The 26,634-nt window shown below is 63.6% G+C and carries 27 protein-coding genes; 15 read left to right on the top strand and 12 right to left on the bottom strand.

From position 1 onward, the window contains the following. Complete coding sequence (locus tag LSQ66_RS09040; protein ID WP_231769446.1) at positions 1-345, bottom strand: ArsR/SmtB family transcription factor; 345 nt, start codon at positions 343-345, stop codon at positions 1-3. Positions 346-474: 129 nt separating this feature from the next. On the opposite strand from LSQ66_RS09040, the gene LSQ66_RS09035 reads away from it, so the two are divergent. The 6 genes from LSQ66_RS09035 to LSQ66_RS09010 all read left to right on the top strand — a co-directional run bounded on the left by LSQ66_RS09035 (position 475) and on the right by LSQ66_RS09010 (position 6,644). Next, complete coding sequence (locus tag LSQ66_RS09035) at positions 475-789, top strand: ArsR/SmtB family transcription factor (protein ID WP_231769445.1); 315 nt, start codon at positions 475-477, stop codon at positions 787-789. 56 nt (positions 790-845) lie between these two features. Then, positions 846-1,286: an arsenic resistance N-acetyltransferase ArsN2 gene (arsN2, locus tag LSQ66_RS09030; RefSeq protein WP_231769444.1), complete on the top strand. Its 441-nt coding sequence runs from the start codon at positions 846-848 to the stop codon at positions 1,284-1,286. 15 nt (positions 1,287-1,301) lie between these two features. Further along, positions 1,302-2,720 (top strand): NAD(P)-binding domain-containing protein, encoded by a 1,419-nt coding sequence (locus LSQ66_RS09025; RefSeq protein ID WP_231769443.1) that lies wholly within the window; start codon positions 1,302-1,304, stop codon positions 2,718-2,720. A 37-nt stretch (positions 2,721-2,757) separates the two neighbouring features. After that, positions 2,758-3,963, top strand: a complete 1,206-nt coding sequence (locus LSQ66_RS09020; RefSeq protein ID WP_231769442.1) for an MFS transporter — start codon at positions 2,758-2,760, stop codon at positions 3,961-3,963. 144 nt (positions 3,964-4,107) lie between these two features. Next, entirely contained in the window at positions 4,108-5,070 is a 963-nt protein-coding gene (locus tag LSQ66_RS09015) for a DUF4238 domain-containing protein (RefSeq protein ID WP_231769441.1), read from the top strand. A 188-nt stretch (positions 5,071-5,258) separates the two neighbouring features. Continuing rightward, positions 5,259-6,644 (top strand): PIN domain-containing protein, encoded by a 1,386-nt coding sequence (locus LSQ66_RS09010; protein ID WP_231769440.1) that lies wholly within the window; start codon positions 5,259-5,261, stop codon positions 6,642-6,644. A 157-nt stretch (positions 6,645-6,801) separates the two neighbouring features. Here the strand turns inward: LSQ66_RS09010 and LSQ66_RS09005 are convergent, their stop codons facing one another. The 3 genes from LSQ66_RS09005 to LSQ66_RS08995 all read right to left on the bottom strand — a co-directional run bounded on the left by LSQ66_RS09005 (position 6,802) and on the right by LSQ66_RS08995 (position 12,259). After that, entirely contained in the window at positions 6,802-9,081 is a 2,280-nt protein-coding gene (locus tag LSQ66_RS09005; RefSeq protein WP_231769439.1) for a hybrid sensor histidine kinase/response regulator, read from the bottom strand. A 65-nt stretch (positions 9,082-9,146) separates the two neighbouring features. After that, positions 9,147-11,348 (bottom strand): ATP-binding protein, encoded by a 2,202-nt coding sequence (locus LSQ66_RS09000; protein WP_269449163.1) that lies wholly within the window; start codon positions 11,346-11,348, stop codon positions 9,147-9,149. Positions 11,349-11,491: 143 nt separating this feature from the next. After that, on the bottom strand, positions 11,492-12,259 hold the full coding sequence (locus LSQ66_RS08995; protein WP_231769437.1) for a sulfite exporter TauE/SafE family protein: 768 nt from the start codon (positions 12,257-12,259) through the stop codon (positions 11,492-11,494). 87 nt (positions 12,260-12,346) lie between these two features. Here LSQ66_RS08995 and LSQ66_RS08990 point away from each other — a divergent pair, with 87 nt between their 5' ends. The 3 genes from LSQ66_RS08990 to LSQ66_RS08980 all read left to right on the top strand — a co-directional run bounded on the left by LSQ66_RS08990 (position 12,347) and on the right by LSQ66_RS08980 (position 15,260). Further along, on the top strand, positions 12,347-13,267 hold the full coding sequence (locus LSQ66_RS08990; protein ID WP_231769436.1) for a LysR substrate-binding domain-containing protein: 921 nt from the start codon (positions 12,347-12,349) through the stop codon (positions 13,265-13,267). Then, on the top strand, positions 13,264-13,617 hold the full coding sequence (locus LSQ66_RS08985; protein WP_231769435.1) for a DUF3147 family protein: 354 nt from the start codon (positions 13,264-13,266) through the stop codon (positions 13,615-13,617). Before LSQ66_RS08990 ends, LSQ66_RS08985 begins: the two co-directional genes overlap by 4 nt. A gap of 107 nt (positions 13,618-13,724) precedes the next feature. Continuing rightward, complete coding sequence (locus LSQ66_RS08980) at positions 13,725-15,260, top strand: FAD-dependent oxidoreductase (RefSeq protein ID WP_231769434.1); 1,536 nt, start codon at positions 13,725-13,727, stop codon at positions 15,258-15,260. Here the strand turns inward: LSQ66_RS08980 and LSQ66_RS08975 are convergent. The 4 genes from LSQ66_RS08975 to LSQ66_RS08960 form a co-directional block, all read right to left on the bottom strand. Beyond that, positions 15,257-15,628, bottom strand: a complete 372-nt coding sequence (locus tag LSQ66_RS08975) for a hypothetical protein (RefSeq protein WP_231769433.1) — start codon at positions 15,626-15,628, stop codon at positions 15,257-15,259. The genes LSQ66_RS08980 and LSQ66_RS08975 overlap by 4 nt on opposite strands. Positions 15,629-15,715: 87 nt before the next feature. After that, positions 15,716-16,447 (bottom strand): hypothetical protein, encoded by a 732-nt coding sequence (locus tag LSQ66_RS08970; protein ID WP_231769432.1) that lies wholly within the window; start codon positions 16,445-16,447, stop codon positions 15,716-15,718. 90 nt (positions 16,448-16,537) lie between these two features. Then, on the bottom strand, positions 16,538-17,017 hold the full coding sequence (locus LSQ66_RS08965) for a VOC family protein (RefSeq protein ID WP_231769431.1): 480 nt from the start codon (positions 17,015-17,017) through the stop codon (positions 16,538-16,540). A 37-nt stretch (positions 17,018-17,054) separates the two neighbouring features. Next, entirely contained in the window at positions 17,055-17,654 is a 600-nt protein-coding gene (locus tag LSQ66_RS08960) for a TetR/AcrR family transcriptional regulator (RefSeq protein WP_231769430.1), read from the bottom strand. Positions 17,655-17,783: 129 nt separating this feature from the next. Here LSQ66_RS08960 and LSQ66_RS08955 point away from each other — a divergent pair, with 129 nt between their 5' ends. Next, positions 17,784-19,406, top strand: a complete 1,623-nt coding sequence (locus LSQ66_RS08955) for a DUF418 domain-containing protein (protein ID WP_231769429.1) — start codon at positions 17,784-17,786, stop codon at positions 19,404-19,406. Between the two features lies 1 nt (position 19,407). Continuing rightward, entirely contained in the window at positions 19,408-19,980 is a 573-nt protein-coding gene (locus LSQ66_RS08950) for a protein-methionine-sulfoxide reductase heme-binding subunit MsrQ (protein ID WP_231769428.1), read from the top strand. Here LSQ66_RS08950 and LSQ66_RS08945 read toward each other — a convergent pair. From LSQ66_RS08945 to LSQ66_RS08930, 4 genes are all read right to left on the bottom strand, one after another. Then, on the bottom strand, positions 19,977-20,711 hold the full coding sequence (locus tag LSQ66_RS08945) for a helix-turn-helix domain-containing protein (RefSeq protein ID WP_231769427.1): 735 nt from the start codon (positions 20,709-20,711) through the stop codon (positions 19,977-19,979). The two genes, LSQ66_RS08950 and LSQ66_RS08945, sit on opposite strands and share 4 nt — an antisense overlap. Further along, positions 20,711-21,451: a Crp/Fnr family transcriptional regulator gene (locus tag LSQ66_RS08940; protein ID WP_231769426.1), complete on the bottom strand. Its 741-nt coding sequence runs from the start codon at positions 21,449-21,451 to the stop codon at positions 20,711-20,713. Before LSQ66_RS08940 ends, LSQ66_RS08945 begins: the two co-directional genes overlap by 1 nt. Positions 21,452-21,721: 270 nt before the next feature. Next, positions 21,722-22,258 (bottom strand): FxDxF family PEP-CTERM protein, encoded by a 537-nt coding sequence (locus tag LSQ66_RS08935; RefSeq protein WP_231769425.1) that lies wholly within the window; start codon positions 22,256-22,258, stop codon positions 21,722-21,724. A 211-nt stretch (positions 22,259-22,469) separates the two neighbouring features. Then, positions 22,470-23,204, bottom strand: coding sequence for an SDR family oxidoreductase (locus LSQ66_RS08930; protein ID WP_231769424.1), 735 nt, complete (start codon positions 23,202-23,204; stop codon positions 22,470-22,472). Positions 23,205-23,334: 130 nt separating this feature from the next. Here LSQ66_RS08930 and LSQ66_RS08925 point away from each other — a divergent pair, with 130 nt between their 5' ends. The 4 genes from LSQ66_RS08925 to LSQ66_RS08910 all read left to right on the top strand — a co-directional run bounded on the left by LSQ66_RS08925 (position 23,335) and on the right by LSQ66_RS08910 (position 26,633). After that, on the top strand, positions 23,335-24,624 hold the full coding sequence (locus tag LSQ66_RS08925) for an alpha/beta hydrolase (protein ID WP_231769423.1): 1,290 nt from the start codon (positions 23,335-23,337) through the stop codon (positions 24,622-24,624). A gap of 9 nt (positions 24,625-24,633) precedes the next feature. Continuing rightward, positions 24,634-25,032, top strand: coding sequence for an Hpt domain-containing protein (locus LSQ66_RS08920; RefSeq protein ID WP_231769422.1), 399 nt, complete (start codon positions 24,634-24,636; stop codon positions 25,030-25,032). Positions 25,033-25,282: 250 nt separating this feature from the next. Next, complete coding sequence (locus tag LSQ66_RS08915) at positions 25,283-25,708, top strand: SEL1-like repeat protein (protein WP_231769421.1); 426 nt, start codon at positions 25,283-25,285, stop codon at positions 25,706-25,708. Positions 25,709-25,727: 19 nt separating this feature from the next. Then, positions 25,728-26,633 carry a LysR family transcriptional regulator gene (locus tag LSQ66_RS08910; protein WP_231769420.1) on the top strand — a complete coding sequence of 302 codons (906 nt, stop codon included), beginning with the start codon at positions 25,728-25,730 and terminating at the stop codon, positions 26,631-26,633. Position 26,634: the final 1 nt, after the last annotated feature.

The following is a 26,634-nucleotide window of genomic DNA, read 5'->3' as shown; positions in this document are numbered from 1 at the left end:
TCACTTCTCCATGAGAGCGGTTGGTTGAGCACACGATGTCGTAGCCGCCGGCAAGCATGCGACGCCGCCACAGCAGTTCGCGGTCAGAAAACCCATCAGCGCATCCATCGCGCCCATGTTGGCCGAATAGAAAAGGAAGCGGCCCTCCTGGCGTGCGCCGATCAAGCCCGAATGGCTCAGTTCCTTCAGATGGAAGGATAAGGAGGATGGGGCGATACCCATGTGCTCCGCAATGCGCGTTGCCGCCATGCCTTCCGGCCCGGTCTGCACGAGCAGGCGGAAAATGCCCAGCCGGGTTTCCTGTGCCAGCGCGGCTAGCGCCGCGAGTACTGCTTTAGTTTCCATATCGCTCATCCCGATAAAAGTCGAACGATGATAGCCCAAAACTACGACAATTCCAAATATATAGAAATATCTTGACAGGCGGATGACATCGCTCTATTCTTCATTCGTCGATTAACGAATTAACCCAAGATGACAACCTGCTGTGATTCCCGCGCCGCTGGCGAAGCGGTGATGGCCATCGACGCCGAGGACCTGGCGCGCATGTGCAAGGCGCTTGGCCACCCGGCCCGCGTCCAGCTGCTGAAGTATCTGTCCGCTTATGGCGCCTGCTATTTCGGCAATCTCGCCGAGGTGCTGCCACTGGCAGCCTCGACCATCTCGCAGCACATCACGGTCTTGAAAGACGCCGGGTTGATCTGCGGTTCTTCCGACGAGCAGCGCGTGTGCTATTGCGTGAACCCAGAGCGTCTGGCGCAGCTCAAGGCGCTGATCGGCGGCCTGTAAATTTTTTGCCTAATGATTCGTAATTCGACGAATAACAAACTGCACAGGAGATTGCCATGACTACTACCCTCACCTTCCGGCCCGCAACGCAGGCAGATTGGCCTGCCATACAACGGCTCCTGCAGGCCGCCCAATTGCCCACCGATGGCGCCAGCGATCACCTGGATGCATTCATCGTCGGCGACACAGGCACCGAACTGCTCTGCGCAGGAGGTCTGGAGCTGTACGGACAGGCAGCCTTACTGCGCTCGGTTGTCGTCGCAGCGCAGCACCAGGGCCAAGGCTTGGGCGACCAGTTGCACCGGCAGATCGCCGAGCTTGCCCGCACGCGGCGGATCGACACGCTTTACCTGCTCACTACCACTGCTGCCCAGTATTTCGCCCGGCGCGGCTTCCAGGAAGTCGACCGGGCATCGGTTCCATCGGCACTGCAAGCGTCCCGCGAATTCCAGGGCGCCTGCCCTGCCTCGGCCACCCTGATGGCATGTTCTCTTTGATCGAAAGGAATCAACATGAATCTGTCCGATATCACTCTTCCTGTTGCCGTGTTGGGCGGCGGCCCTGTGGGCCTGGCTGCCGCTGCCCATCTGATTGAACGCGGCATGACGCCGTTAATTTTCGAGGCCGCCGATTCAGTGGCAGGCAATCTCGCAAGCTACGAGCAGGTCCGGCTGTTCTCGCCGTGGCAGTACAACGTGGACAGGGCTGCGCGCAAGCTCCTTGAGGCGGCGGGCTGGCACATGCCGCCAGCCGATGACCTGCCCACTGCTGGAGAGCTTCGCCAGCGTTATTTAGAACCCCTGGCGAAGCTGCCCCAGTTCGCCGAGCACCTGAAGCTCGGACACCGGGTCACGGAAGTCGCTCGCCTCGGCTTTGACAAGGTCAAGACCCGCGGCCGCGAACAGGCGCCCTTTGTGATCCGGACGCACACGAGGCAGGGGGAGCGGGAGTATTTCGTGAGCGCTGTGCTTGACGCCACGGGCACCTGGTCGCACCCGAATCCCTTGGGGGCGAACGGCCTGCCCGCGCAAGGCGAACAGCAGTTTGCAGACCGCATCGACTACGGCATGCCCGACATTACCGGGCGTGAACGGCAGCGCTACGCGGGGAAGCGCGTTCTTGTAGTGGGCGCTGGCCACTCCGCCGCAGGCACCCTGCTGGCATTGGCGCAGCTGGCAGACGAAGCCCCCGGAACGGTCATCGTCTGGGCGATCCGGGGCAATTCGCCGGCCAAGACCTTCGGCGGCGGCGAAGCCGATGGCCTTCCGGCACGCGGCCAAGTGGGCCTGCGGCTGCAGGCGCTGCACCGGGCGGGACGCCTGGAGATTCACACGAACTTCCTGATCCGCTCGATCACTGAGGTGGACGGGCAGTTGCGCATCGTCGGAGAGAACGTGGCGGGCGACGCGCGGTTTATCGATGGCATCGACCGCATCGTTGCCTCAACGGGCGCCAGGCCGGATCTGGCGATCACGCGCGAACTGCGGGTACGTCATGATCCGTGGCTGGAAAGTACGGATGCGCTGGCCCCCCTCATCGATCCGAACGAACACAGCTGTGGCACCGTCCGGCCACACGGGCACCGCGAACTGGCCCACCCGGAGATTGGCTACTATGCCGTCGGCGCGAAGAGCTACGGCCGCGCTCCCAACTTCCTGATGGCCACTGGCTACGAGCAGGTGCGCTCCGTTGTCGCCGCGCTGGCGGGAGACCTGAAGGCCGCCGATGACGTGCAGCTCGAGTTGCCGGAAACGGGCGTGTGCAACACCAGGCCGCCTGAGGCCGACAGCGCATCGGGCTGCTGCGGCGGTCCAGCCCCGCAAGGAACCGATGCCTGCTGCGTGGACGATGCGGCGGCGAAAGCGGCAGGCGCGGCGGGCTGCGGCTGCCCCGCGCCCGCGGCCCTGCCCAAGCCATCCTGCTGCGCATGACGTACAATCGATCCCTTAAAAAACGAAAGGGTTGGTAATGGGGAGTCCCTGGCGCACCATCGGCATTCTCGCGGTCACGCAGATCGCGTCCTGGGGCTCTCTGTACTATGCCTTCAGCGTTGTGGCCGGCGCGATTGGCGCCGACCTCCATCTCTCGCCAGAACTGGTCTACGGCGCCTTCTCAGCCAGCCTTCTGGTGACCGGCGCCTGTTCGACACCGACGGGCATCATGCTCGACCGCTTCGGCGGGCGCTGGGTGATGGCGGCAGGTTCGCTCGTTTGCGGGCTGGGCCTGATCTGGCTCAGTCATGCCAATAGCGCCCTGTCCTACTTTGGCGCCTGGCTGCTACTGGGCGTCGCCATGGCGCTCACCTTGTACGAGGCGGCATTTGCCACCCTCAACCGCAAGTTCGCATCCGGCGCACGGCAGGCCATCTCCACGCTCACGCTCTTTGCGGGCTTTGCCAGCACCATCTTCTGGCCCCTGACGCTCAAATTGAGCAATGAGCTGGGCTGGCGCGACAGCTATTTCTGGTTCGGCATCGCGCAGCTTGTGGTGTGTCTGCCGCTGCACCTGCTCCTGGGCCCCGATGCGCCTCACGTTCCGCCCTCCGGCGCGCAGGCGGTGCGCAGCCATACCCTGGCGGAGGCATTGCGCCACCCAGCGTTCTGGAAGCTGGCCTTTGCCTTCTCGGCCAATACCTTCACTTTCTCGGCGCTGTCCGTGCACCTGATCCCACTGCTCAAGGACATGGGCCACGTCGCCGGCATGGCCGTCCTGATGGCCAGCCTGATCGGACCGATGCAGGTCGCCGGCCGCGTGCTCGAGAGAACGGTGGCACGCAGCGCCCTGCCCCAAACGGTAGGCAAATTCACCTTCGCCGCTCTGCCTGCATCCCTGCTGGCACTGCTGCTCTTCGGCAGCCAGGCCTGGGCCGTCGCTCTCTTCTGCCTCCTCTATGGGCTGAGCAATGGCATTATGACTATCGTGCGCGGCACCATTCCGCAAGCGCTCTTCGGGGCCAAAAACTATGGCGCGATTTCGGGCGCTATGGCCGGACCGTCGCTGGTGTCGAAGGCCGCCGGGCCACTGGCGGCGGCCTTTGTGCTGGGCGGCGCCCACACGCAACTGCTGATCGCCATGCTGCTTGCCATGAGCGCGGTTTCCTTCGCTTGCTATCTGAGTGCGATCAGGCACCACGTCACAGGCGCCATGGGCGAGGAGCAGATGCAGGGAACATAGGCGCCCGAGGCTGATCTGGTCCATCGCCCCGCCCTCAGCGTGCGGACAGTCGGGGCCTCCCAGGGCTGCGCACCGGCATCGTTATGATCCAGTCCAGGCATGCCGGGAGGTATTGACTGGTCTGCCACGTCTAGTGGAGGGAATATGGCGGCCGGCCAGGTCCGTAACCAGCACTGGGTCCCGCAGTGCTACTTGAAAGGGTTTGCCAAAAGCGCGAGCAAGAACGCGCAGTTGCTCGTCGTGGATAAGCGCACGCGCACGTCGTTCACGACCAGTCCGCGCAACGTCGCTTCGGCGCGCGACTTCAACCGCATCGAGGTGGACGGCGTCGATCCGAATCTTGTCGAGATGACGTATGCAAACTTCGAGAGCAAAGTGGCACAGGCGTTGCGTCGCATGTGGCAAACGCGCGCCCTCGGCAGCGACGAAGACCTGAATCTCCTTTTGAACCTGATTGCCCTGATGGCCGTGCGAACCCCCAGGATGCGCGAGAACGTACGGGATTTCCACGAGCGTATAGCCAAACAAATTATGCACCTGACAGTAGCGAACGAGGAGCGCTACAATGCCACGATGGGACGAGCGATCCGAGATGGGCACGTGCCGGATGCTCCAAAGGTGACCTACGAAGAGATGAAGCAGTTCGTCCAGAGCGAAGCCTATACCATTGAGGTAAGCACCACCCGGCACGTCGGCAACGAGATGCGCATGATGGAAACCGTCCTCACGTCGCTGGCTCAGCGGCGCTGGCTGCTCGTCAGGGCAGGCGCCGACACTGGGGGCTTCGTGACATCGGACCACCCGGTCGGCCTGCAATGGAGCGAAAGGAAAGAGCGCAATCCGTTTGACTCGCCTGGCTTTGGGCGCCGCGGTACTGAAGTCCTGTTCCCGGTTTCACATGAGCTCCTGATGGTCGGCCATACCGGGAATTCCGTTGAGGTGATCGATGCGGGGCCCGAGCAGGTGGCATTTGCGAATGCGTCCCTCCTCTGGCACGCGCATCGGCAGGTCTACGCGCGCGATGACAAGTTCATGTACTTGCGCAAGGACGGCGCCATGCGCCGTGGCGGCAATTTGTTGGAAGATATCGATCAGTTCTCGGGATGAGCGCGCCGAGCATGACATCAAGCACTATCTGGATGCGGGAGAGCGTCAGAACCCGCGGCGAAGTTCCGATGCGGCGATCCGTCATTTGCCGTAGCCCAGCCGGATCGCTTTTCCTTGTCAAGACGGGTATGCTTGAGGTCGAAAAAAGGGCGCACCATGGCGACTAGGTAAAAAGAACTGGGGAAACGATGACCATCAATTGGGAGAAATACTTCGTTGTTGCATTCATTGACTCGAACGTCGCACTTGAGTGCTTAGCACTAGACCAGCTGCCGTGGAAGGAAATCGCGAGTGCCGGCAGCATTCTTGTGCTTATCGTCCCCACTGTAATGCAGGAGGTTGATTCGAAGAAGAGTCACGCGCGCCTGGCCGATCATGCGAGACGATTCAATAGGACTCTACGACCTATTGTCGACGGCGCTGAGACAGTCGTAATCCGTGAGGCCCCAGCTCCTCGAGTGGAGATCGCTATGGCCGATTGCGGCCGAATCGACTGGACTCAGTTCGACGAATTCGACCAAGATGAAGCTGATGCTCGGGTTGCGGTGCAGACCCAATGCACGAAGGGTCCGGATATCGGCAAACGGATACTTCTTAGCCATGATATTCGACCGCTGTACTTGGCGAGGAAACTCGGGCTAAGAACATACCAAATCGGGGATAACTGGCTACGCGCGAGGGAACAGTCCGAAGCGGAGAAGAAAGCCAAAAAGCTGCAGGGCGAAGTGGACGCGCTTAAGAGTCGCGAACCTCAATTGGAAATCACACTCCTACCAGGGTCAGCATCAGTTCCATCCGTACGCGTTAGGACTCTTTCTGACATAGAGCGGGCGGAACTTCAGAAGCGCATCATCCGGTTAAACCCAATCGCCAGACAAGATCGCGGTGGCTTGCATGGAATTTCCAGCCACCTCGAATTTGATCACACGCTCGAAAGGCGGCACAACTTTTGGCAAGAAAAAGTCGTTCCGAACTACATCAAGGATTGCGAACGAAAGTTGGAGCTGAACTTTGGCCAGGTTGAAATTCGCTTCCGCATTGAGAACGTCGGCCATGTGCCCGCCGAGGATCTTTTGATAAGGCTAGCGGCCAGCGGGGGGTGGGTGCACGAACGCCCCGTTGTCGCCTATCCCGTAGGCCCTCATCCGCCCGTTCCCCGGACCCGGGATTTGAGCTCGATGTACGCGTTTCGCAGAAGCGAGGCAGCAGTACCCGGCAGACATGATTTCGTCGTCATCGAGGAACCAGATCGCTCTTCACAGATACAGATAGCTTGCCAAGATTTCCGGCATGGTTATGATCACGAATATGTGTTCATCGGGTGGGTTGACCCTCACGCAGATGGACTCAGCATCGACGTAACCGTTACTGCGTCTAACCTCCATGGAAACGTGCGCAGACAGCTTCAAATAACGCCAGAGCCAATACAGCGCACCTTCTCGGAACTCGTGAATTTGGAGACGATGAGGTTTCGGGAAGAACCGTATGCGGCAGAACTTCTAAGCCAGGAGCTAGCGAAGAACAATTTTAATGCCGTTGACGTTGACGGTATCAACTGGGATAAACACTTTTAGCGATCGAAGGCTTTAATATCAAACCGACGTCTCAAAGCAGCCCAGTTCCGGCTAAGTTTTTACGGCGCCAATCCCATGGCCATCAGTGGCAGGATGGCGGAGTAAAAGTGTCTGCGTGTATCCAATTTTAGGTAAGCGCCCTCCTTCGCCCAAGGCTTCAACCGAGGGCTGCCTTCAACTGTGTTTGATTGAATGGCTTGAGCAGATGCACGGCATTCAGGGTCGCCGTCTGCTCAGGCAGGCTCGACATTCCTGAGCACAGAACGATGTGCAGCGCCGGTTTGGCGGCCTTCGCCTTCTGCGCGAGGCTGATGCCGTCGATGCCAGGCAGGCGGACATCGGTCATCAGCACGTCGAAGTCCTGGGTCGCCAGCAGCGCCAGCGCCGCCTCGGCCGTGCCCACCGCGCTCACCTTGTAGCCGAGCACCTCCGTCACCTGCACAGCCATCAACCGCGCGTCCTCATTGTCTTCAACCATCAGGACGTGGCGCGGCGCTGCCCGTTTGCCGGGCTTGAGGATGGCCGAAATCTTGCGCGCCAGATCTTCACGCCGGTATGGCTTGCTCAGTAACTGCACGCCGGGATCCAGGCGGCCGCCGTGGATGATGGCATTCTGGGTATAGCCCGACGTGAACAGCACTTCGAGATGCGGCAGCAAGGCCTTGGCCTGCCGCGCAAGCTCCGGTGTCCTGAGGCTGCCAGGCATCACCACATCGGTAAAGAGCAGATCGCAATGCACCCCGGCCTTGAGGACCGCCAGTGCGTCTTCGGCGTTATCCGCCTTCAGCACCTTGTAGCCGAGGCCGGTCAGCGTTTCCACGACCATGGCCTGCACGGTTGGATCGTCCTCCACCACCAGGATGGTCTGGTCGCCACCGGTAACCTCGGTCGGCAGGGCGGACGGCCGCAGGTCTTCGTTGGCGTGGACGCGCGGGAAATACATTTTGATGGTGGTGCCGTGCCCTACTTCGCTGTAGATGCGGAAATGGCCGCCACTCTGCTTCACGAAGCCGAATGCCATGCTCAGTCCGAGTCCGGTCCCCTTGCCTTCCCCCTTGGTGGTAAAGAATGGTTCGACCGCCCGCTCCAGAACATCCGCTGGCATGCCGCCCCCCGTATCGCTGACACTCACCACGACATATTGGCCCGGCGGCACATCGGGCTCCGAACGCACATAATTATCGTCCAGCATGGCGTTGCCCACCTCAAGCGTCAGCTTGCCTCCCTCCGGCATCGCATCGCGTGCATTGATCGCCAGGTTCAGGATGACATTTTCCAGCTGGTTCGGATCGATCAGCGTATTCCATAGTCCGCCAGAGATCACGCTTTCGATCTCCACCTGTTCGCCCAGCGCACGCTGGGTGAGGTCTTCGATGCCGCGCACAATGCGGCCGGCGTTCACGACCACAGGCTGCAGCGGCTGGCGGCGTGCGAAGGCGAGCAACTGCGAGGACAGCTTGGCGCCGCGCTCGACCGCATTCATGGCGATATTCGCGTAGCGCAGCGCGCTCGCGTTGTCGTGCACCAGCTCGGAGAGCAGCTGCACGCTGCCCCCAATCACCTGCAGGATATTGTTGAAATCGTGAGCGACCCCGCCCGTCAGCTTGCCGATGGCCTCCAGCCTCTGCGCGCTATGCAGGGCCGCCTGTGCGCTTTCCAGCAGCATGCGTTCCGTGATGTCGCGGGTAACCTTTGCAAACCCGACCAGGTTTCCCGCCTCGTCACGGATCGCATCGATGACGACATGTGCGCGGAAGCGGCTGCCGTCCTTGCGCACGCGCCAGCCTTCTGCCTCGAAGCGCCCTTCCGCACGCGCCGTGCTGAGCGCCTTACCGGGCCGTCCTGCGGCGCGGTCTTCCTCAGTATAGAAGCGGGAGAAATGCGTGCCCAGGACCTCGTTTGCCGCATACCCCTTGATGCGCTCGGCGCCCCCGTTCCAGGTGCTCACCTCGCCCTCCGGCGACAGCATGTAGATCGCATAATCGACTACCCCCTGAACCAGCAGCTTGAAGTGCAGTTCGCCTTCCCGGCGCGCCACATCGGCCGCCTTGCGCTCGCTGATGTCGCGCGTGATCTTGGCAAAGCCGACCAGGTTCCCCTGATCGTCATTGATGCGGTCCATGACCACGGAAGCCCAGAACCGCTTCCCATCCTTGCGCACACGCCAGCCCTCCGCCTCGAAATGGCCCAGCTCTTTTGCGGTGGCCAGGGCGCGGGCCGGAAGGCCGGCGGCGAGGTCCTCGGGGGTATAGAAAATGGAAAAGTGGCGTCCAAGGATCTCGCTGCGTTCGTAGCCCTTGAAGCGGCGCGCGCCTTCGTTCCAGCTTGCCACCACGCCGTCCGGCGTCAGCATGTAGATGGCGTAGTCGCTGATGCGCTCGACGAGGAGTTTCAGCTGTTCCAGGTTTTCCTGGTCGGTATCCGGGCGGTTGGTCATGGTGGGCTGACGGTTAACAAGCCGCCAGTATAGCCTGCCCGTCCGTGGACGAGGACGCTAACTCATCAGGACGAAGTGGCCGGTGTGAGCTCTGCGAGCAATCCCAACAGTTCAGCGATGTCCACCGGCTTTACGAAGTGGTGCTGGAAGCCCACTGCCCTGCTTGAACTGCGGTCCTTCAACTGGCTGTAGCCGGTCACTGCGATCAGGACGGCGTTTGCTGCCTCGGGCATGGCCGTCAGGCGCCGCGCCAAAGCGAGTCCATCCATCTCCGGCAGGCCAATATCGATCATGAATACATGGGGACAAGCGGACTTTGCCGCCTCAATGGCGGCCTCCGCACAATAAAGCGCGCGCGACTGGTGGCCTACGGCTGAGAGCAACCCGGCCAGGGTGTCGGCGGCATCGCGGTTATCGTCCACCACGATGACCCGGAGGGAATCTCCGTGCCTCTGCACAGGCAACTTTGCAAGCGAGGCGCCGTCGATCGGCTGATGCATCACGCGCGGCAGGGTCACGGTAAACGTGCTGCCCTCCCCCGCCCCGGCACTGGCCGCACACAGCGTTCCGCCATGGGATTCGACCAGGCGTTTGGCCAGCGACAGGCCGATGCCGAGCCCGCCCTGCGCCCGGTCCAGTGTACGGTGTCCCTGAACGAAGAGGCCGAATACCCGCGCCACCAGATCGGGCTCCATTCCGACACCGTTGTCGGCCACGGCAAGTTCCACCTCATTCTCGCGAAGGCGGAGCCGGATACTGATTTCGCCATTCGCCGGCGTAAACTTCGCGGCGTTCGACAGCAGGTTGGCCACCACCTGTACCAGGCGCTTGCGGTCGCCGCGTACGACGGCAGACTCCGGCGGCACGTCGAGCGCCAGGCGCTGCTGCTGCCCCCGGATACGCGGCGCGGCCTGTTCGACGGCTTCATAGATGACCTCGCGCAGATCCAGCGCGTCGTTGTTCAGCACAACAAGTCCCCGCGTCACCCGCGCCACATCGAGCAGATCGTCGATCAGGCTGGTCATATGCGCTACCTGCCGCAGGATGACGGCGGAGGCCTGCTTTACGCGTCCGGCCTCATCGGGGGCGAGCGACACCAGCTGCGCTGCAGCGGATATCGGCGCCAGCGGATTGCGCAGTTCGTGGGCGAGCATGGCCAGGAACTCGTCCTTCGCTTCATTGGCGCGGGACAGCTCCTGCACCAGCGCTTCGCGTTCCCGATAGGTCTGCGCCAGCAGGTGGCGGTCCGTGGCGTCGCGCGTGAAGCAGCGGGTATAGCGCAGGCGGCCATCTTCGAAGCAGCCGTTGGAGTTGATGACGACATGCTTGATCGCCCCATCCTTGCAGCGCATGCGCGCAGGCTGATCCAGCAGAATCTCGCCCGCATGCAGGCGCTGCAATATGTCCTGGATTTCAGCCTGATCGGCATGGAACTCGGCAATATGGTGGCCGATATACTCCTCCCAGCGATAGCCGAGCAATGCCAGCTCGGCCGTGTTGGCCCAGAGGATCGTGCCGTCCGGCGCCACGCGGTGAATGCCCTCGGCCGCCTTTTCGAGAAAGTCCACGAGCTCCTGCTCGCGGTGCCGGAGCGTCTGTTCCGACTGGCGCGCGCCTGCCAGCTCGGCCTGCAATGCGAAGACTTTCTGTTCGAGCACTGCCTCGCGGTGCCCAACGTGCTGTGCCCCGGTGCCGTGCGTGTGCACGCCGACATGGTCGTGTTCGGCGCATACATGTTGAAACGCCAGGGTGCGCTCCTGGTTGGGAAACAGGTGCCATGGATAGGCGCAGAACAGCGAAAAACGGTGCTCTTCACGCAGAGCGTTCCACAGCTGTTCCAGCCTTACGGCCGCATCGTAGAGGCCACGTCCGCACAGCACGGCCACCATTTCGCCGAAGGCGTGAACCGGCTTGCCCCGCGCGCAGGTTTTGCTCACCAGTCCGCCAACGACCTCGCGGAAGCGCTGTTCGTCCGGCCAGTCGCCGACCATGAACTGCGACAGGGCGTGCGACGCTTCCAGCATAATGAGCTCGCCGGGGAACCAGGCAGGCTCGCCTTCGAGTCTTCCCAGGCCCAGCAATTGCTGGCGCAAGGCGCTGAGATGCTCTTCCGTCGCGATCACGATCGCGGAACCGCCACCGCGCAGCCCTGCGTCCAGATAGTCCTTCACTTCCGCCAGAAGCACTGCGTCTTCTGCATAAAACCGAACGGAATGTGCTGTACTGCAGCTGCTGTCGAGCTGTAACGCCTCGGTACTGGTGTTCATCGGACCTCAATTCTGTACGGAAGACATTACGCCATGACGGGAAGCACAAATGCTGATGCTTACCCGATAGAAAGATAGAGACTATACACAGGTTTGAGAATTCGGCGCACACGCCATTGGTCCATCCGGCCGGCCCCATGGCGTCACCAGCCTGAAAGTATACGGCCGTAAGACTTTACGAAGAACGCGAGCGTGATGCCGAAGGTCGCGCACAGCGTGATCCGGCGCACTGCGGCTGCCGATGCGCGCCGGCCGATGTGTGCGCCAAAATATCCGCCCGCGATTGCGCCTGCGAGCGTGCCGAGGGTCTCTGGCCAATGCACCGCGCCGGCGGCGATGAAAACGAGCACGGCGACCGTATTGGCAGCGCTTACCAGCAAGGTGCGCTGCGCGTTGAGCGCTTTCAGGTCCCGGCTGTCGATCAGGCCCCATATCGCAATCATCATGATCCCGACCGCGCCGCCGAAATAGCCGCCATACACGCCAAGCGCGAATTGAACCGCCAGCACGGCATTGGCGTGAATGTGGCAGCGGGCACGCAGGGCCTCTCTCAGGCGTTTGCCGAAGGCGAGCGCGAGGGATGCAATCAGCAGCAGCCAGGGAAGCAGATAGCCGAAGACTGCCGACGATGTGCGCATCAGGAGCAGCGCGCCGAGCAGGCCGCCGAAGAGCGTCGCCGCGGCGAGCGGGCGCAGGGAGACGGCGCCCACCGGACCCAGGCCATCACGGTACGCCCAGGCGCTGGCCAGGCCGCCCGGGAACAGCGCGACCGTGCTGGAAGCATTCGCCTGAACCGATGGCACGCCTGCGGCAATCAGCGCTGGCAGGCTTACGAAGGAGCCGCCACCGGCCAGCGCGTTCATGGCGCCTGCCACTGTCCCCGCCGAAAACGTTAGAATGATGGTATCCATGCAGCTGATCTTAGTCGGTGGCTGGCCTCCTCGCAATCCGGCAATTCCGGTGCTAGACTTCGGACAATCCGAACTCACATTCCTGCAATGCGCTTCGACCTCACTGATTTGCGACTGTTCCTTACCGTGGTCGAATGCGGCAGCCTGACCCATGGCGCGCGCGCCATGCATCTGGCCCTGGCCTCGGTCAGCGAGCGCATCGCCGGAATGGAGGATGCGCTGGGGGCGCCGCTGCTGGAGCGGAACCGGCGCGGCGTGCGCGCCACCCCTGCCGGAGAAGCGCTGATCCGCCATGCCCGGGCAATTCTGGGGCAGGTGGAGCAGATGCGCGGGGAGCTGCGAACGTATGCGACGGGCTTGAAGGGCCGTGTCGGCCTCCTGTCGAATACCGCTGCCATGGCCGCATTTCTGCCGCCGCAGCTCTGCCAGTTTCTCGCCGCGCACCCCGATCTCTCAATCGATCTCGAAGAAAAGCCCAGTGCGGAGATCGTCCAGGCCCTGGCGGAGCAGCGGGCGGACCTGGGCATTGTTGCCGACATTACGGACCTGGGCTCGCTGCAATCGGAGCTCATCGCAAGCGACCAGCTTGTTGTGGTGGCCAGCCAGTCCCACAGGCTGGCCCGGCAGCCCAATGCCACATTCGCCGACGTTCTCGAAGAGCCCATCGTGGGCATGGCGGATACTGCGCTCGAGGCCCACCTTGCGGAACGCGCTTCACGGCTTGGCCGCCAGCTTGACTACCGTATCCGCCTGCGCAGCATCGAACATGTGGCAATGTGCCTTCAGGCTGGCGTGGGCGTCTCCATCGTTTCCCATGCGCTGGCGAAGACCATCCAGCTGGACCTGGCGGTCCTGCCGCTGTCGGAAGCTTGGGCCGCGCGGCGGCTCCACCTCTGCGCGCGCGACTTCGCTTCATTGACGCCGCATGCCGCGCTGCTGGCGCAGCAGCTCCTGCAGCATGCGCTTCCCGAGGCGGCGACGCCTCCTCTACCTCAGGAAACCCGATGATCTGGATTGTCACCAAATACCTCACCACTGCATTCGTTGTCGTCCTCGTGTCGGAACTGGCCAAACGGAGCGACCGGGTTGGCGCCCTGGTTGCCTCGCTGCCGCTGGTGACCATTCTCACCTTGATCTGGCTGTATTTCGAGAACCAGCCCGAGTCCAGGCTGGCCAACCATGCGCGCTACACCTTCTGGTACGTGGTGCCCACGCTGCCCATGTTCCTTGCGTTCCCCCTGCTGCTGCCGCGCTGGGGCTTCTGGCCAACACTGAGCGCCTGCATGGCGCTCACCGTCGTCTGCTTTGCCGCCTGGGCCTTTATCGCCCGCTGGTTCGGGATCGAACTGCTCCAGTAAGCCCGGCGCAATGTGAACTGGCGCGCATGCAGGCACCGTGCGGCAGCGAACAGCGGCGCCGGCCCTTTTGCGCTCTACTGGTGCTCTTCATCCTGTGAGGAGCCGCCATGACAAGCCAGGAACATACCCGCTCGGTGTGGATGGACACAGCCGCCGTGCCGAGCTTCCCGCCCCTGCAGGGCGAGGTGCACAGCGATGTCTGCGTGATCGGCGCGGGCATCGCGGGCCTGACGGCCGCCCTGTTGATGCTGAAGGAAGGAAGATCGGTCACGGTAATCGACGCCGCCGGCGTCGGCGCCGGGGAAACGGGCCGCACCACCGCACACCTGTTCGTGCCGGATGAGCGCTATCACCGCATCGAGGAACGTTTCGGACAGGACCGCGCGAAACTGGTTGCCGACAGCCACTTCAGCGCCACCGCCCAGATCGAGGCCATCGTCCAGGAAGAAGGCATCGCCTGCGATTTCGCGCGGCTGGACGGCTACCTGATCCTGTCGAACAGCACGCCCGTTTCGGAACTGGACAGCGAACTCGAATCCGCCCGGCGCCTGGGCGTCGAAGTCGAGCGCGTGGCGCAGGTGCCGGGCATGCCTTTCCATACGGGACCGGCCTTGCGCTTCGGTCAGCAGGGACGCTTCCATCCTCTCAAATATCTGGCGGGCCTGTGCGGCGCAATCGGTCGCCGGGGCGGCGCCATTCATGGCGGTACGCGGGCCTTGAAGCTGGACCAGGACGACAAGGGACACGTGGTTGTCACGCCCAATGGCGCCGTGCACGCGGGCATCGTCGTCGTGGCCACCAACACGCCCTTCCAGGACCGCGTGGTCATGCATACGAAACAGTCGGGCTACATGAGCTATGTGCTGGCTGCGCGCATTCCGCGTGGAGTGATGCCCGATGTGCTGCTGTGGGACACCGGCGATCCCTACTACTATGTGCGCCTGTGGACGCCGCCAGGACAGGAGGAGCACGATATCCTCATCGTCGGCGGCCAGGACAACAAGACCGGCCAGGACAGCCAGCCCCAGCACCGTTTCGCCCAGATCGAACGCTGGATACGGGAGAACGTGGGCGTCCCGGCCGAGATCACCCACCGCTGGTCGGGCGAAGTGATGGAGCCGGCGGACGGCATGGCCTTCCTCGGCCGCAGTCCCATGGACGCCGAAGGCGTCTATCTCATCACGGGCGATTCGGGCAACGGCATGACCCACGGCACTATGGGCGCGATGATCATTCGCGACCTGGTCAGCGGCAAATTCAATCCCTGGGCGCCCATCTACAACCCCTCGCGCAAGATGTTCCGCGCTGCGGGAGAGTACCTGTCCGAGCAGGCCAACACGCTCGCGCAATACGCCGACTGGCTCAAGCGCGGCGAGGTCAGTTCGGTCGGGCAGATTCCGCCCGGTGAAGGCGGGCTGCTGCGCAAAGGCCTGAAGCTGCTGGCGGTCTACCGCAGCGAAACGGGCGAAGCGCACGCAGTGTCCGCCATGTGCACGCATCTGGGCTGCGCGGTGCGCTGGAACGGCGTGGAGAAATCCTGGGATTGCCCCTGCCACGCTTCCCGGTTCGATATCACGGGCGAGGTGCTGCACGGCCCCGCCAATGCACCGCTCGCCAAGGCGGACGGCGAAGTCCCGGCTTAGCCGCCCCTCCCGAAAGCCGCCAGGGCGAGGCAGACGAAGGCGAGCACGGCCACCACAGCGTGCACCAGCACCAGCCAGATGGGCAAGGGTATCTGCTTCAGGTGGAAATGGAAGTTGAGCACGACGCCTCCGACCGCCGCCGCGAGGAAGAGCAGCAGCGCCCACCAGGCGAAGCCCGGCACTGCCATGGTGGCGCAGGCATAGGCCAGCAAGGTCAGGCCCGCCGCCGCCAGCAGGCCGTGCAGCATGGCCAGCCACGACGGCGGCGCGGGCTTGCCGCCAAAACGGATGAGCGCCATGACGATGCCGCCCAAGGCGGTGATCGCCATCAGGATGGTGGATGTCAGCAGAATCTGATGCGGTTCCATTGCAGTCTCCTCGGAGCGCGGCCGGACCGCCCGGCCTGCAAGGAGTTTCGCTACCCGGGCATACTGCTGTCTGTACGGTGACGCACCTCAGCGTATGTGCAGCGCAAGGCCGGAACCGGAGGGGCGCGCATTGCGGCTCTCCATCACGGTTTCGATCTGCCACACCCCGTTGTAGGGACTGGCAGGCGGCAGGGACAGCGTCTTCGCGAGCTGGATCTTTTCGATGCGGCGGCCGTTGGCGCGCCTGTCGTAACCCAGGGACTGGACGCTGTTGCTCGGCAAGGCGCGGGCGTACATCCAGAGCTCCATCTTTGAATCCGGCTCCAGCAGCTCGGCCTCGTACACGGCTGCAGCCCTTACCTGCGCCGGATGGCCGAAGCTGAGGCGGGTGAACAGCGGGCCGCCGTTGCAGGCCAGGCTGAGCTTGTACTGATGCTGCGGGTCCTGGTCGATATCGGGCCGCGCCATCCAGAACTGGTGCACGGTTCCCAGCGGCCGGTCCGAGCGCCATACCGTCGAGAACTCGTACACGCCTGCATCGAGCCACAGCGTGCTTTCGACGCGGGCGCCGAGCCTGCCATGGCCCAGCAGCCCGGCCCTGCCCACCAGCTCTCTTTCCAGCACGAGGTCGAGGTAGAGGCCCGCTGCCGGATCCTTGTCGATCTCGCCGCCAGCCTGCAGCAGGACCTGCCCCGCCTCCATCATGGTGAAGCTCCTGCTGGTGGATTTGACGTGCTGCCAGAGGGGAAAGCCCGGCTTCTCCGGCTGGAAATCGGGCAGTTCGTCCAGCGTGCCGGGCTCCTGTTCATGTCGGTCCATTTCGTTCTCCGGATAGGGTTGTAAAACTATCCGATCGCCTGAACCGGCAGGCGTTCCCTGCTTTCCCCGCGTGTTAGATCTGGCTCAATATCAGGCCTTGCCGTCGTAGGCGGCCTGAATGGCAGCGATATCGATCTTCCCCATCTGCATCATGGCGCCCATGGCGCGCGCCGCCTTCTCGGGGTCACCATCCTTCAACAGGCGCGGCAAGGCGGAGGGCACGATCTGCCAGGACAGGCCGAACTTGTCCTTCAGCCAGCCGCATTGGCCGGGCGAGCCGCCGTCGGCGGTGAGCTTCGTCCACAGGGTGTCCACTTCCTGCTGGTCGGCGCAGTCCACGGAAATGGAAATGGCTTCCGTGAAGGGGAATTGCGGACCGGCATTCAGGGCCTGGAATTCCTGGCCGTGGATGACGAAACGCATGGTCAGCACCTTGCCCTTGAGGCTGGGCACGGCATCGCCGTAGCGCGACACTTCGAGCACCTTGCCGTCCTTGAAGACGCTCAGGTAAAAATCGACGGCCTCTTCGGCATTGAAATTGAACCAGAGGCATGGGGTGAGTTTTTGCATGTGCGTCTCCTTGGAAGGATGGGTGGGTGGCGCCGGGTCAGCCCGGCAGGAGGGAAGACAGGTAGTTGCGCAGGTGCGCGATGGCGCGGGTTGCGGCAGCGGCATCGTCCGCCGCCTTGGCCAGGATGAAGGCGCCCTGGATGCCGGCCTGGATGAACAGCGCCAGGTCCAGCGGTTCCCAGCCCGCTTGCGGGGCGTATTGGCGCTTGGCCTCCTCCAGGTCGGCGGCGACGGTGCGCGCGTGGAAGAGGATGGCGCCTTCACAGGCATCGCGGATGGCGGGATGCGTGGCGTAAGTCTCCTGCACCATGGTGCCCAGCAGGCAGGTGAAGTCCGGCAGCTCGCCCCGGATCAGGGCGGCGCGGAAGTCCACATAGGCCAGCACCCGTTCGCGCGGATCGGCAATGGAGCGGAACGGGGCATTGGCGAAGAGCGCGCCGGTGACGTCGGTCCAGTGCCCGACGGCGGCGATCGCGAGTTCATCCTTGCCCTTGAAGTGGTGGAAGAAGCTGCCCTTGGTCACTCCCGCTGCGCGGCAGATATCGTCGACCGACGTGCCCGCGTAGCCTTGGGCGCGGATCACCTGCAGGGCGGCGTCCAGCAACTTGACCTTGGGATTGACCGTTTTCTCTCGCATTTCAGTTCCATACCGATTAGTTGGTATGTATAAAGATACCAACTAGTCGGTATGGTGTCAAGCAGAATCTGTAAGCCGCGCCCCCAACTCTGCGACCAAGCCGGCGTCACCACTACTGCGGCCCCATCCATGACCAAAGATTGCCAGCCCATCCCTCCCCCGCTCTACTCCGCCCCTGCAGGAGAGCGCATACAGGTGCTCGACGTGGTTCGCGGCTTCGCGCTGATCGGCGTGTTCATGATGAACATCGACAGCTTCAACCGGCCCACGCTCATGAACTTCCTGGGTATCGAAGCCGGCCTCACGGGCATCGACTGGTGGTGGAGCTGGTTCGTGCAGTACTTTGTCACCAGCAAATTCTGGACAATCTTCTCGATGCTGTTTGGCATGGGCTTCGCCGTGATGCTGGAGCGCGCGAACCAGGCTGGGCGGAGTTTCGTTCCATCCTATCTTCGCCGCATCGCCGGATTGCTGCTCCTTGGCGCGCTGCACGTGCTGTTCTTCTGGTCGGGCGACATCCTCATCGCCTACGGGCTGGCGGCGGCGGGCCTGCTCGCGGCCTTGTATGTCCGGCCGCTCTATATTGCAGCCCTGCTGGTCCTGATGATCGGCGTGTCCGAAACCTTCGGCCTCAAATGGGCAGGCGATGAATGGCGCCCGCTTGGATTCCTGCTCGCCGCTGCGCTCTACCTCCAGCAGGAGAAGCGCCACGCCGTATTCGGCCTGAAGCTCCATGCCTTCCCTATCGTGATGCTGCTCGGCGCCTTTGCCGCCGCCTGCGCCCTCTTCATCAATACCTACCTGGACACGAAGCCCGCGATACCGCTGCCGGTTCTCCAGGTGGCACTGCCTGCCTACCTCATCTGCGGTCTTGCCGGGGCGGTCTGGCACGAGCGCCCCGGCCGTGCATGGCGCCTCGGTGTGGGAATCTACCTTCTGTCGGTCGTCTTCACTTTCGGCCCCCGCGTCATTCCCATGACCGGGTATTTCATGAGCAGCAACGAAGCGACGCCCGCGCAGGTGCAGCAGCTCCAGGAACGCCGCGTACTGGTAGACCGCATTGCAGCCGAAACGCTGAAATACAACGCGCGCGACGCGCAAATCAAAGCGCACGGCACTTTCAAGGAGGCCGCCGCGCTGCGCATCGAGCAGGCCTGGGAGTATGAACGGATGATACCGAACAGCTTTGCACTGGGCATGTTCCTTATCGGTTTCTGGTTTGTCCGCTCCGGCGTGATCGGCAACATCCCCGCCCACCTTCCCCTGTTCCGCAAGCTGGCCTGCTATGCCTTGCCGCTCGGCGTGGCCCTCAGCCTGGCAGGCGGCCTTTTCGGCCATACGCGGGATTTCGCAAAGCTGTATGACCCCTTCCTGTACACGGGCGTCGTGCGCAATGTCGCGGCATTGCCCGCGAGCCTGGGCTATATGGGACTGGTTGTCGTGCTGGCGCACGGGCGCTGGCGGCGCCAGCTCGGGGTACTGGCTCCGCTCGGAAGGATGGCCCTGACCAACTACCTCACCCAGTCGGTGCTGTCCTCGCTCATCTTCTACTCGCATGGCCTGGGCCTGTACGGGATTTCGCGCGGCGCACAAATCCTTTACGTGCTGGCGGTGCTGGCGGCGCAGACCTTGTTCAGCCACTGGTGGCTGGCGCGCTACCGCTACGGCCCAGCGGAATACCTGCTGCGCGCCCTGACCTACTGGCGCTGGCCCGCCATGCGTACGCCTGCGCCGCAGACCATAGCGGCCTGACATGCACCTCAAGCCTGCCGCCTGGACACTGGCCATGGTGCCGATGGCCTGCATGCTGGCCATCTCCATCGCAGCGGCGGACCCGGCAGGATACCTGATCGGCAAGAGCGGCATCTGGACCATGTACTTTCTTTGCCTCGCGCTTGCCCTTACGCCGCTACGCAAGCTCTCAGGCTGGCATGCGCTTGCCCCGCTGCGCGGCATTCTTGGACTGGCCGCCTTCTACTATGCCCTGCTGCACGTGGGGCTGGCCTGCTTCGAACAGCGCTTCGACATGCTGGAGCTGGGCCGCCATATCGTGCGTACCCCAGCCAACTTCGTGGATGCGCTGGCCTTCCTGCTGCTGGTTCCGCTGGGGCTGACGAGCGGACGGGCGGCCAAGCGCGCGCTGGGCGCATGGCGCTGGACGCGGCTGCACCGGCTGGCATACCTGATCGCGCCGCTGGCCGCTTCGCGCTTCTGGTTCGACGCACTGACCAGCCGCCAGTATGGCAGGGCTGCGGGCTTCACCCTGTGCATCGCTGTCCTGCTGGGTCTGCGCGGCTACTGGCATTTCCGCCGGATCCGCCCTTAGCTCTCCGTGGCGACAGCCTGCCTTTCGGGGAAGGCGCTGGCGCCCGCCAGCTTGCGCAAGGCCTCGGGCTGCAGGATGCGCAGGTGGCGATGATGGAGCTGGATGTAGCCCAGCTTGTTGAACTCGCTGTACAGGCGGGCCGTCGTCGATTCGCTCAGGCCGAGATAATCCGCCAGGTCGCGCCGCGTCATGGGCAGCATGAAGTCGGTATCGGGCTTGCCGCGCTGCGCGTTCTTCCAGGAGGCGCTCACGAGGAAATGCGCGAGCCGCTGGGCGGCGCTGGTATGGCGCAGGAGCTGGACGGCCAGGCCCTGGCGGGCGATCTCGCGGCTCAGCAGATAGATCAGCTGGCGCTGGAGCTGTGGATTGTCCAGGGCCGCCAGGCGCAGCTGGGCCAGGGACAGGCGGCAGACCGTGCTGGGAGTCAGGGCCACCAGCTCGCAGACTTTGCCATGGAGCTCGTTGCGGTCCAGGGTCAGCAGGTCGCCGCTGTCCAGGAAGCCGGTGACGCATTCGCCGCCGTCCGCCGTCAGATAGGTGCACTTGGACACGCCCGTGCGCACCAGGAAGACGCTGCCGCCCTCCTCTTCCTCAAGGCGCAGCCGCTCTCCCGTACGGATGGCGTAGCGGCCGGTGATCATGCGGTCGATCTGGTGGATATCGGCCACTTCCAGCGTGTGCGGCGCGCACAGCGGGCGCGTGGCGCAGTTCATGCAGGCGGGCTTGCTCATCACCATTCCCCTGCTGCTTCACGGAGGCGGTCGGCATCCAGAATTTCGAGGCTGGGGCCATCGATGCTGAGCAGGCGTTCTTCGCTGAAGCGCGCCAGCAGGCGGCTCAGTGATTCTGCCGAAATACCGATGTATTCCGCAATGTCGGCCTTGGGCATGGGAAGCTGGAAGCGCAGGGCCGCAAAGCCGCGCTTCACATAGGCTTCCGAGACGCGCAGCAGGAATTCGGCCAGGCGCTGGGCGGCCTTGCCATGGCGCAGGCGCAGCGCCGCGTCCTGTTCGCGCTGCATCTGGCGCGCCAGCAGCGCAGGCAGATGGGTCAGCACGGTGTGATTGTCTTCGGTGAAGCGGTCCAGCGGGCCGTAGCTCACTTCGCACACTTCGCTGTCTTCCAGCGCCGTCACCGTGCACGGGTGGCGTTCCAGGCCGATGACGTTCAGGTCCATCAGGTCGGCGCTGAGGGCCAGCCCGGTCAGGCGCATCTGCCCGTCGGGGTCGGCCTGGAGGATCTTGAAACGGCCGTAGCGGACCACGTAAAAGCGGTCGCGGACCTGGTCGCCCGCATGGTGCAGGCTGGCGCCGCGCTGAACGCGCATGCGGCGCGTGACCAGCGGCGCCCCCGAGCGCGGGCTGATTTCGGCAACGGCGCACAGGCGCGCCACCCTGCATTCGGCGCACGCGGGAGTCATGGGGAGAACTTTGGGGAGTGCGGATACAAACTCGATCGGAACTTGCTTCATGGAGAGCCTCTTCGTCCTGGAGTTGGCAGCCACCCTTGGGTCCGGTGGCGGGATTTGTTGTTATTGCTGTGTTACAGATCAAAGATTAGCAAATTTTCCACGATTATTGTTTCATCAATGTTAAGTGCTGAGCTCGTCGTGGTGCGTTAGCGACAAAAGAAAAATGCTGCCCGTCCGGCGCCGGGCAGCATTTTGAAGGACGGGCACTCAGGCCCTCATGGGGTCAAAAGCCTGGGCCCCCGTCAACCTGCGGACAAGGGAGAAGCGGCTCTATGCGAAGGTGGAAGAGTCGACTTCGATTTTGTTGCGCTGACGGCGCTTGACGAAGACCAGGCAGCCCAGGCCGGCAATCAGCATGGCATAGGTTTCGGCTTCCGGCACGGCGCTGATCAGGGCCACACCATAGACCCCGCCAGCCACGCCGTCGGCAGTGCCGGTGATGTCGATGTGGTAGCTGCCTGGCGCCAGCAGCGTGATGTTGGTGGTGTTGTCACCATTGAAGACACCGTAGCTGATCAGGCCAGCCGGGTGGTAGTTGTCCCACAGCTGATAGGACAGGCCGGTGATGTTGTACACATCGATGCCGCCCAGCGTCAGCACGAGGGGATTGGCCGAGGAGCCCACCTGGGGGGCGATGACGTCGAAGTTGACGGTATCGAAGAAGGCGCCCGGGCCATGGCTGAACACATGGCTGAATGGATTGGCAGGAGCGACCGGCAGGACGCCGGCATTGACCGTATCGGCCATGGCGCTGGTCGACAGGCTCAGAGCAGCCAGCAGCGAAGCAATTGCGACTTTGATCTTCATTGTACGTCCCCCTAAATAAAGGTTTTCTTTGATCGGAAGCACGGGTGTGCGGTACAAACGATACGGTCTTTGATGTTGCTCAACTGTCTCAAATATCAATTCCACAACACCGGCTGAGCTGAATTGTGGCCGGGTTGGCGACACTGTTTATATATACAGGCTCGCCGCAACGTGAAATGGACCGCAAAATCCGCGGCTTGACGCGCCGGACTCAGGCGGTAAGAGAGCGCAGATCGGCCAGCGCTTCGCTGCCGAAACTGGGGGAAAGGACGTAGTCAGCCAGGCGCCGGGCCGTGTCGGCCGGACTGGCCAGGCCGCCCTCGCGCTTGAGGGCATCGAAACGCGGGCGCTGCGGGAAATCTTCGGTGCTGGCTGCGCGCAGCGCGGCCTGCATATCGGTGTCGATCACGCCGGGGGCGACACTGGCGATGCGCAGGCCGGCGACATTGTCCGCCCGGACGGCGCGTGCGTGCATGTCCAGCGCGGCCTTGCTGGTGCAATAGGCGCTCCACCCCGCATATGGCTGGCGTCCCGCGCCGCTGGAGATGTGCACGATGCGGCGGTCCATCCGCACTGCGCTCTGGAGGAAAGCGTTCGACAGCAGTACCGGCGCCGCCACATTCAGCGCCATGGCACGGGCGAGCTCCTGCGGATCCTGCCTGCCCGCAGGGGCGACGGGCTGGACTATGCCGGCGTTATTCACCAGCAGCGCGGTCTGCGCACCGGCAAGAAAGGCGGCCATGGCGCCGCCCTTCAGCCATGCCGCCAGGGAGGCGGTATCGGCCAGATCGAGCGCCACCTGCTGCAGCAAAGGATAGCGGGCCGCGAGCGCTTCGTTTCCCGCGCGCGCGACCCCCAGCACGGATGCGCCCCGCGCCAGCAGCTCGGCGGCGACAGCCTCCCCCAGGCCACGGCTATGCCCTGTCACAACAGCCTTGATCACCATTCCTCCCTCTGCTCGCATTTGCCCCCATCATAATCGATCGGTGGCAAGCACCAGCACGCTTGCGGATGACTGGACTTGCAACGGTGCCTGTGGTCAGATATGCCTAACCGCAGCCCGGAGTGAGTCTTCCATGGATGTCATTACCTCTGCATTGACCGCTGCCATCTCGGAAGGAGCCGGCAGCGCCGCCTACGAGATGCTGAAGGCGCGCCTGATCGCGCGCGCCCCCGCGCTGGAGGAGGCGCTGGCCGACCTGGAGCAGGACCCCGGCTCGGTTTCGCGCCGCTTCGCCTTGTCCGACGCGCTGGCCCTGGCCGGACTGGCGGGCGACCGCTATCTGCGCGCCGCAGCCCGCAACCTCCTCGATGAAGTGGAGAAGCGCCGCCCGGGCCGTATTGCCGCCCAGCAGGCGCAGGCGGCCCTTGTGCCGGGCCCCGATCACGCTGTAATGACCGTGTTCTTCGCCACCGACCGCGCCGCCACCGGCGACCGCCATCCCGCGCGCCAGTTCGGCAGCGCGCGCGGTGAACTGAGCTACGGCTCCTGCCAGGTCAGCATCCCGCGCGACCACCGCATGGGCCAGCTGGAATCGCCCTCCCTGCTGCGCCTGGAATTCCGCGAAAACCCCGACCGCCACGTGGTGCTGCAGCAGACCGATCTGCAGCCTCACGACACGTATTTCGCCAACCTGGCCGAGACCATCTCGCGTTCGGCGACGCGCAGCGCCCTGGTCTTTGTGCACGGCTACCGCACCACCTTCGAGGATGCGGCCCGCCGCACCGGCCAGCTGGCCTACGACCTCGGCTTCCAGGGCGCGCCCCTGTTCTACAGCTGGCCTTCGCAAGGCAAGCTGTCCGGCTATATGGTGGACGAGAACAATATCGAATGGAGCCAGGCACGGCTGGCCGCCTTCCTGATCGAGGTGCTGGAAAAAACGGAGGCGGAGGACGTCTACCTCCTGGGCCACAGCATGGGCAACCGCGCCCTGAGCCGTGCGGCGCTGACTGTCATGTCCACCCGCCCCGAACTGGCGGCGCGCCTGCGCGAGATCATCCTCACGGCGCCCGATATCGACGCCGACCTGTTCAGGCGCGATATCGCCCCCGCCATGGCCCGCGCCGGAAATCCCGTCACCTTGTACGCGTCCTCGGGGGACGAAGCATTGGAAATGTCCCAGCGCATGCACGGCTATCCGCGCGCGGGCGACAGCGGCGATGGCCTGGTGGTCGTGGAAGGCGTCGAGACCATCGACGCCAGCACGGTGGACACCAGCTTCATCGGCCACGCCTACTTCGCGGAGGGCAGCAGCGCCCTGTCCGACATGTTCTACCTCATCAACCAGCACACCCGCGCCGCCCAGCGCTTCGGCCTGCACGCGGTGGATTCGCCGCAGGGCCGCCATTGGGCCTTCAATTCCTAGGAGACTGCCATGACGGCCTATGCCCACGCCCCGAACGAGGCGATATTCAGCGTGGACGCGCTGCTCGAGGATCTCGGCAACGATGAACGGGCGCTGGCGAAGACGGTAAAAATGGTGCGGGACGGCATAAGTCCCGGCGTCTCGCCCCTGAACGCGGCCGGCGAGGCCGTGCGGGAGGCGCGTTTCATGGAGGCGCGCCGGCTGGTGGCGCAATTGCGCCAGAGCATGAGTCCTTTTGGCGCCCAGCGCCTGGCCGCCGCCTGCCTGGCCCTGGAGCTCGCCTTGACCTCCGGCCAGGTGGTGGAAATTCCCCTTCTGTTCTCGAAAGTGGAGCTGGAGCTGGAGCATGTGCTGGAACAGGCGGGCGCCTGGCTCGACCAGCATGCGGGCCGAAATACCCGGCGTTAGTCCTAACGAATGGTTACAATTGTTACCCCACTCGTGTTAAATTTGCCTGTTTAGCGCAAAATCAACATGTTAAGATTCCAAGGTCTGGCAATTTATCGTGCAGCGCAGCGAAATCGTGCGGCATGTTTTGCGTGGATTGCATAGAATAAGTAAATGTACCGTGCCTATCCAGGGTGAGCGTTAGCTGTTTGCCAAGCTTTCGCCGCGTGAACCGCATTTTGCAGGTTTAACTAAGGTAAAGAAGAACAATATGGAATTATTTAACAAGTCCGGCGTTTTGCTTGCGTCGGTACTCGTGATGGTGGGCGCCTTGATAGCCTGCCAAGCCAAGGAAGATGCCGTGCCCCCGGCGCCGGTGATCGAAGCAGTGGCCCAGAAACTCAATGAAAACGGCGGTGTCGCCGCCGAACGCCGCCTCCGCGAATGGGCCGACCAGGGCTCCGTGGTTGCCAAGCGTGAACTGGGCATGCTCTACCAGAGCAAGAATACCCGCCCCGACGAAGCCTTGCGCCTCTTCGAGGAAGCCGCCAAGGGCGGCGATTCCGAATCCGCTTTCCGGCTGGCCGAAATGCATCGCGCTTCGCAGGGCGTACAGGGAGCCCAGCACCGGCAGGCCAAGGCCGAGCTGATGCTTGCCTCGCTGCGCGAGAACCGCGCAGCCGAACGCCTCAAGTAAGCCCTCCCGCTTCCGCCGCATGGACCGCCTGCGTGCCCTGGAGGTCTTTGTGGAGGTGGTGCGCAAGGATGGTTTTGCGCGCGCCGCCGAAGCGCTCGGCACCTCTCCCGCCAACGTCACCCGCTACATCGGCGACCTGGAAGCCCATCTCAATACCCGCCTCCTGAACCGCAGTTCGCGCAAGATGTCGCTCACACCCAGCGGCGAAGCGCTGTTCGAGCGCGCCCGCAGCATCCTCGAGGAAGTGCAGGAGACCGAGGCCCTCGTGTCCTCCGCTGCCGTGCAGCCGCGCGGCCTGCTGCGCATCAACGCTCCGCTCAGTTTCGGCATCCTGCATCTGGCGCCGCTGTGGCCGCAGTTCGCCGCCCGCTATCCCGATGTGAAGCTGGAAGTTTCCCTCGTCGACCGTGTGGTGGACATCGTGGAGGAAGGCTTCGACATGGCGGTCCGTATCGCCCGCAGCAGCCCTCCGGGCAATGTGGCGCGCACACTGGCCACTTCGCGCAACGTGGTGTGCGCCTCGCCGGACTACGTGGCGCGCCATGGCATGCCGCTGGAACCGGGCGAGCTGCAGCAGCACCGCTGCATCGTATATGCCAACAACAGCACTTCCGACGAATGGCCCTTTATCGGCCGTGCGGGCAAGCCTTTGCTGGTCAAGGTGCCCTCCGCCATGCAGACCAATAACGGCGACACGGCGCGCGCGGCGGCGCTGGGCGGCATGGGCATCATCTGCCAGCCCACTTTCCTCGTGGGCCAGGACCTCGCAGCGGGCCGCCTGGTGCAGGTGCTGCCCGGCTGGCAGACGCCGTCCATCGACGTGCAGGCCGTATATCCAAGCCGCCGCCACCTGAACGCGAAGGTGCGAGTGATGATCGACTTTCTGGCCGAAGCGTTCAGCGGCGTACCGCCCTGGGAGCGCTGAG

The organism is Massilia endophytica (genome assembly GCF_021165955.1).
Taxonomy (GTDB): Bacteria; Pseudomonadota; Gammaproteobacteria; order Burkholderiales; family Burkholderiaceae_D; genus Rugamonas; species Rugamonas endophytica.
The sequence above is the reverse complement of the archived record's forward strand: the minus strand, read 5'-3'. Positions and strand labels throughout refer to the sequence as shown.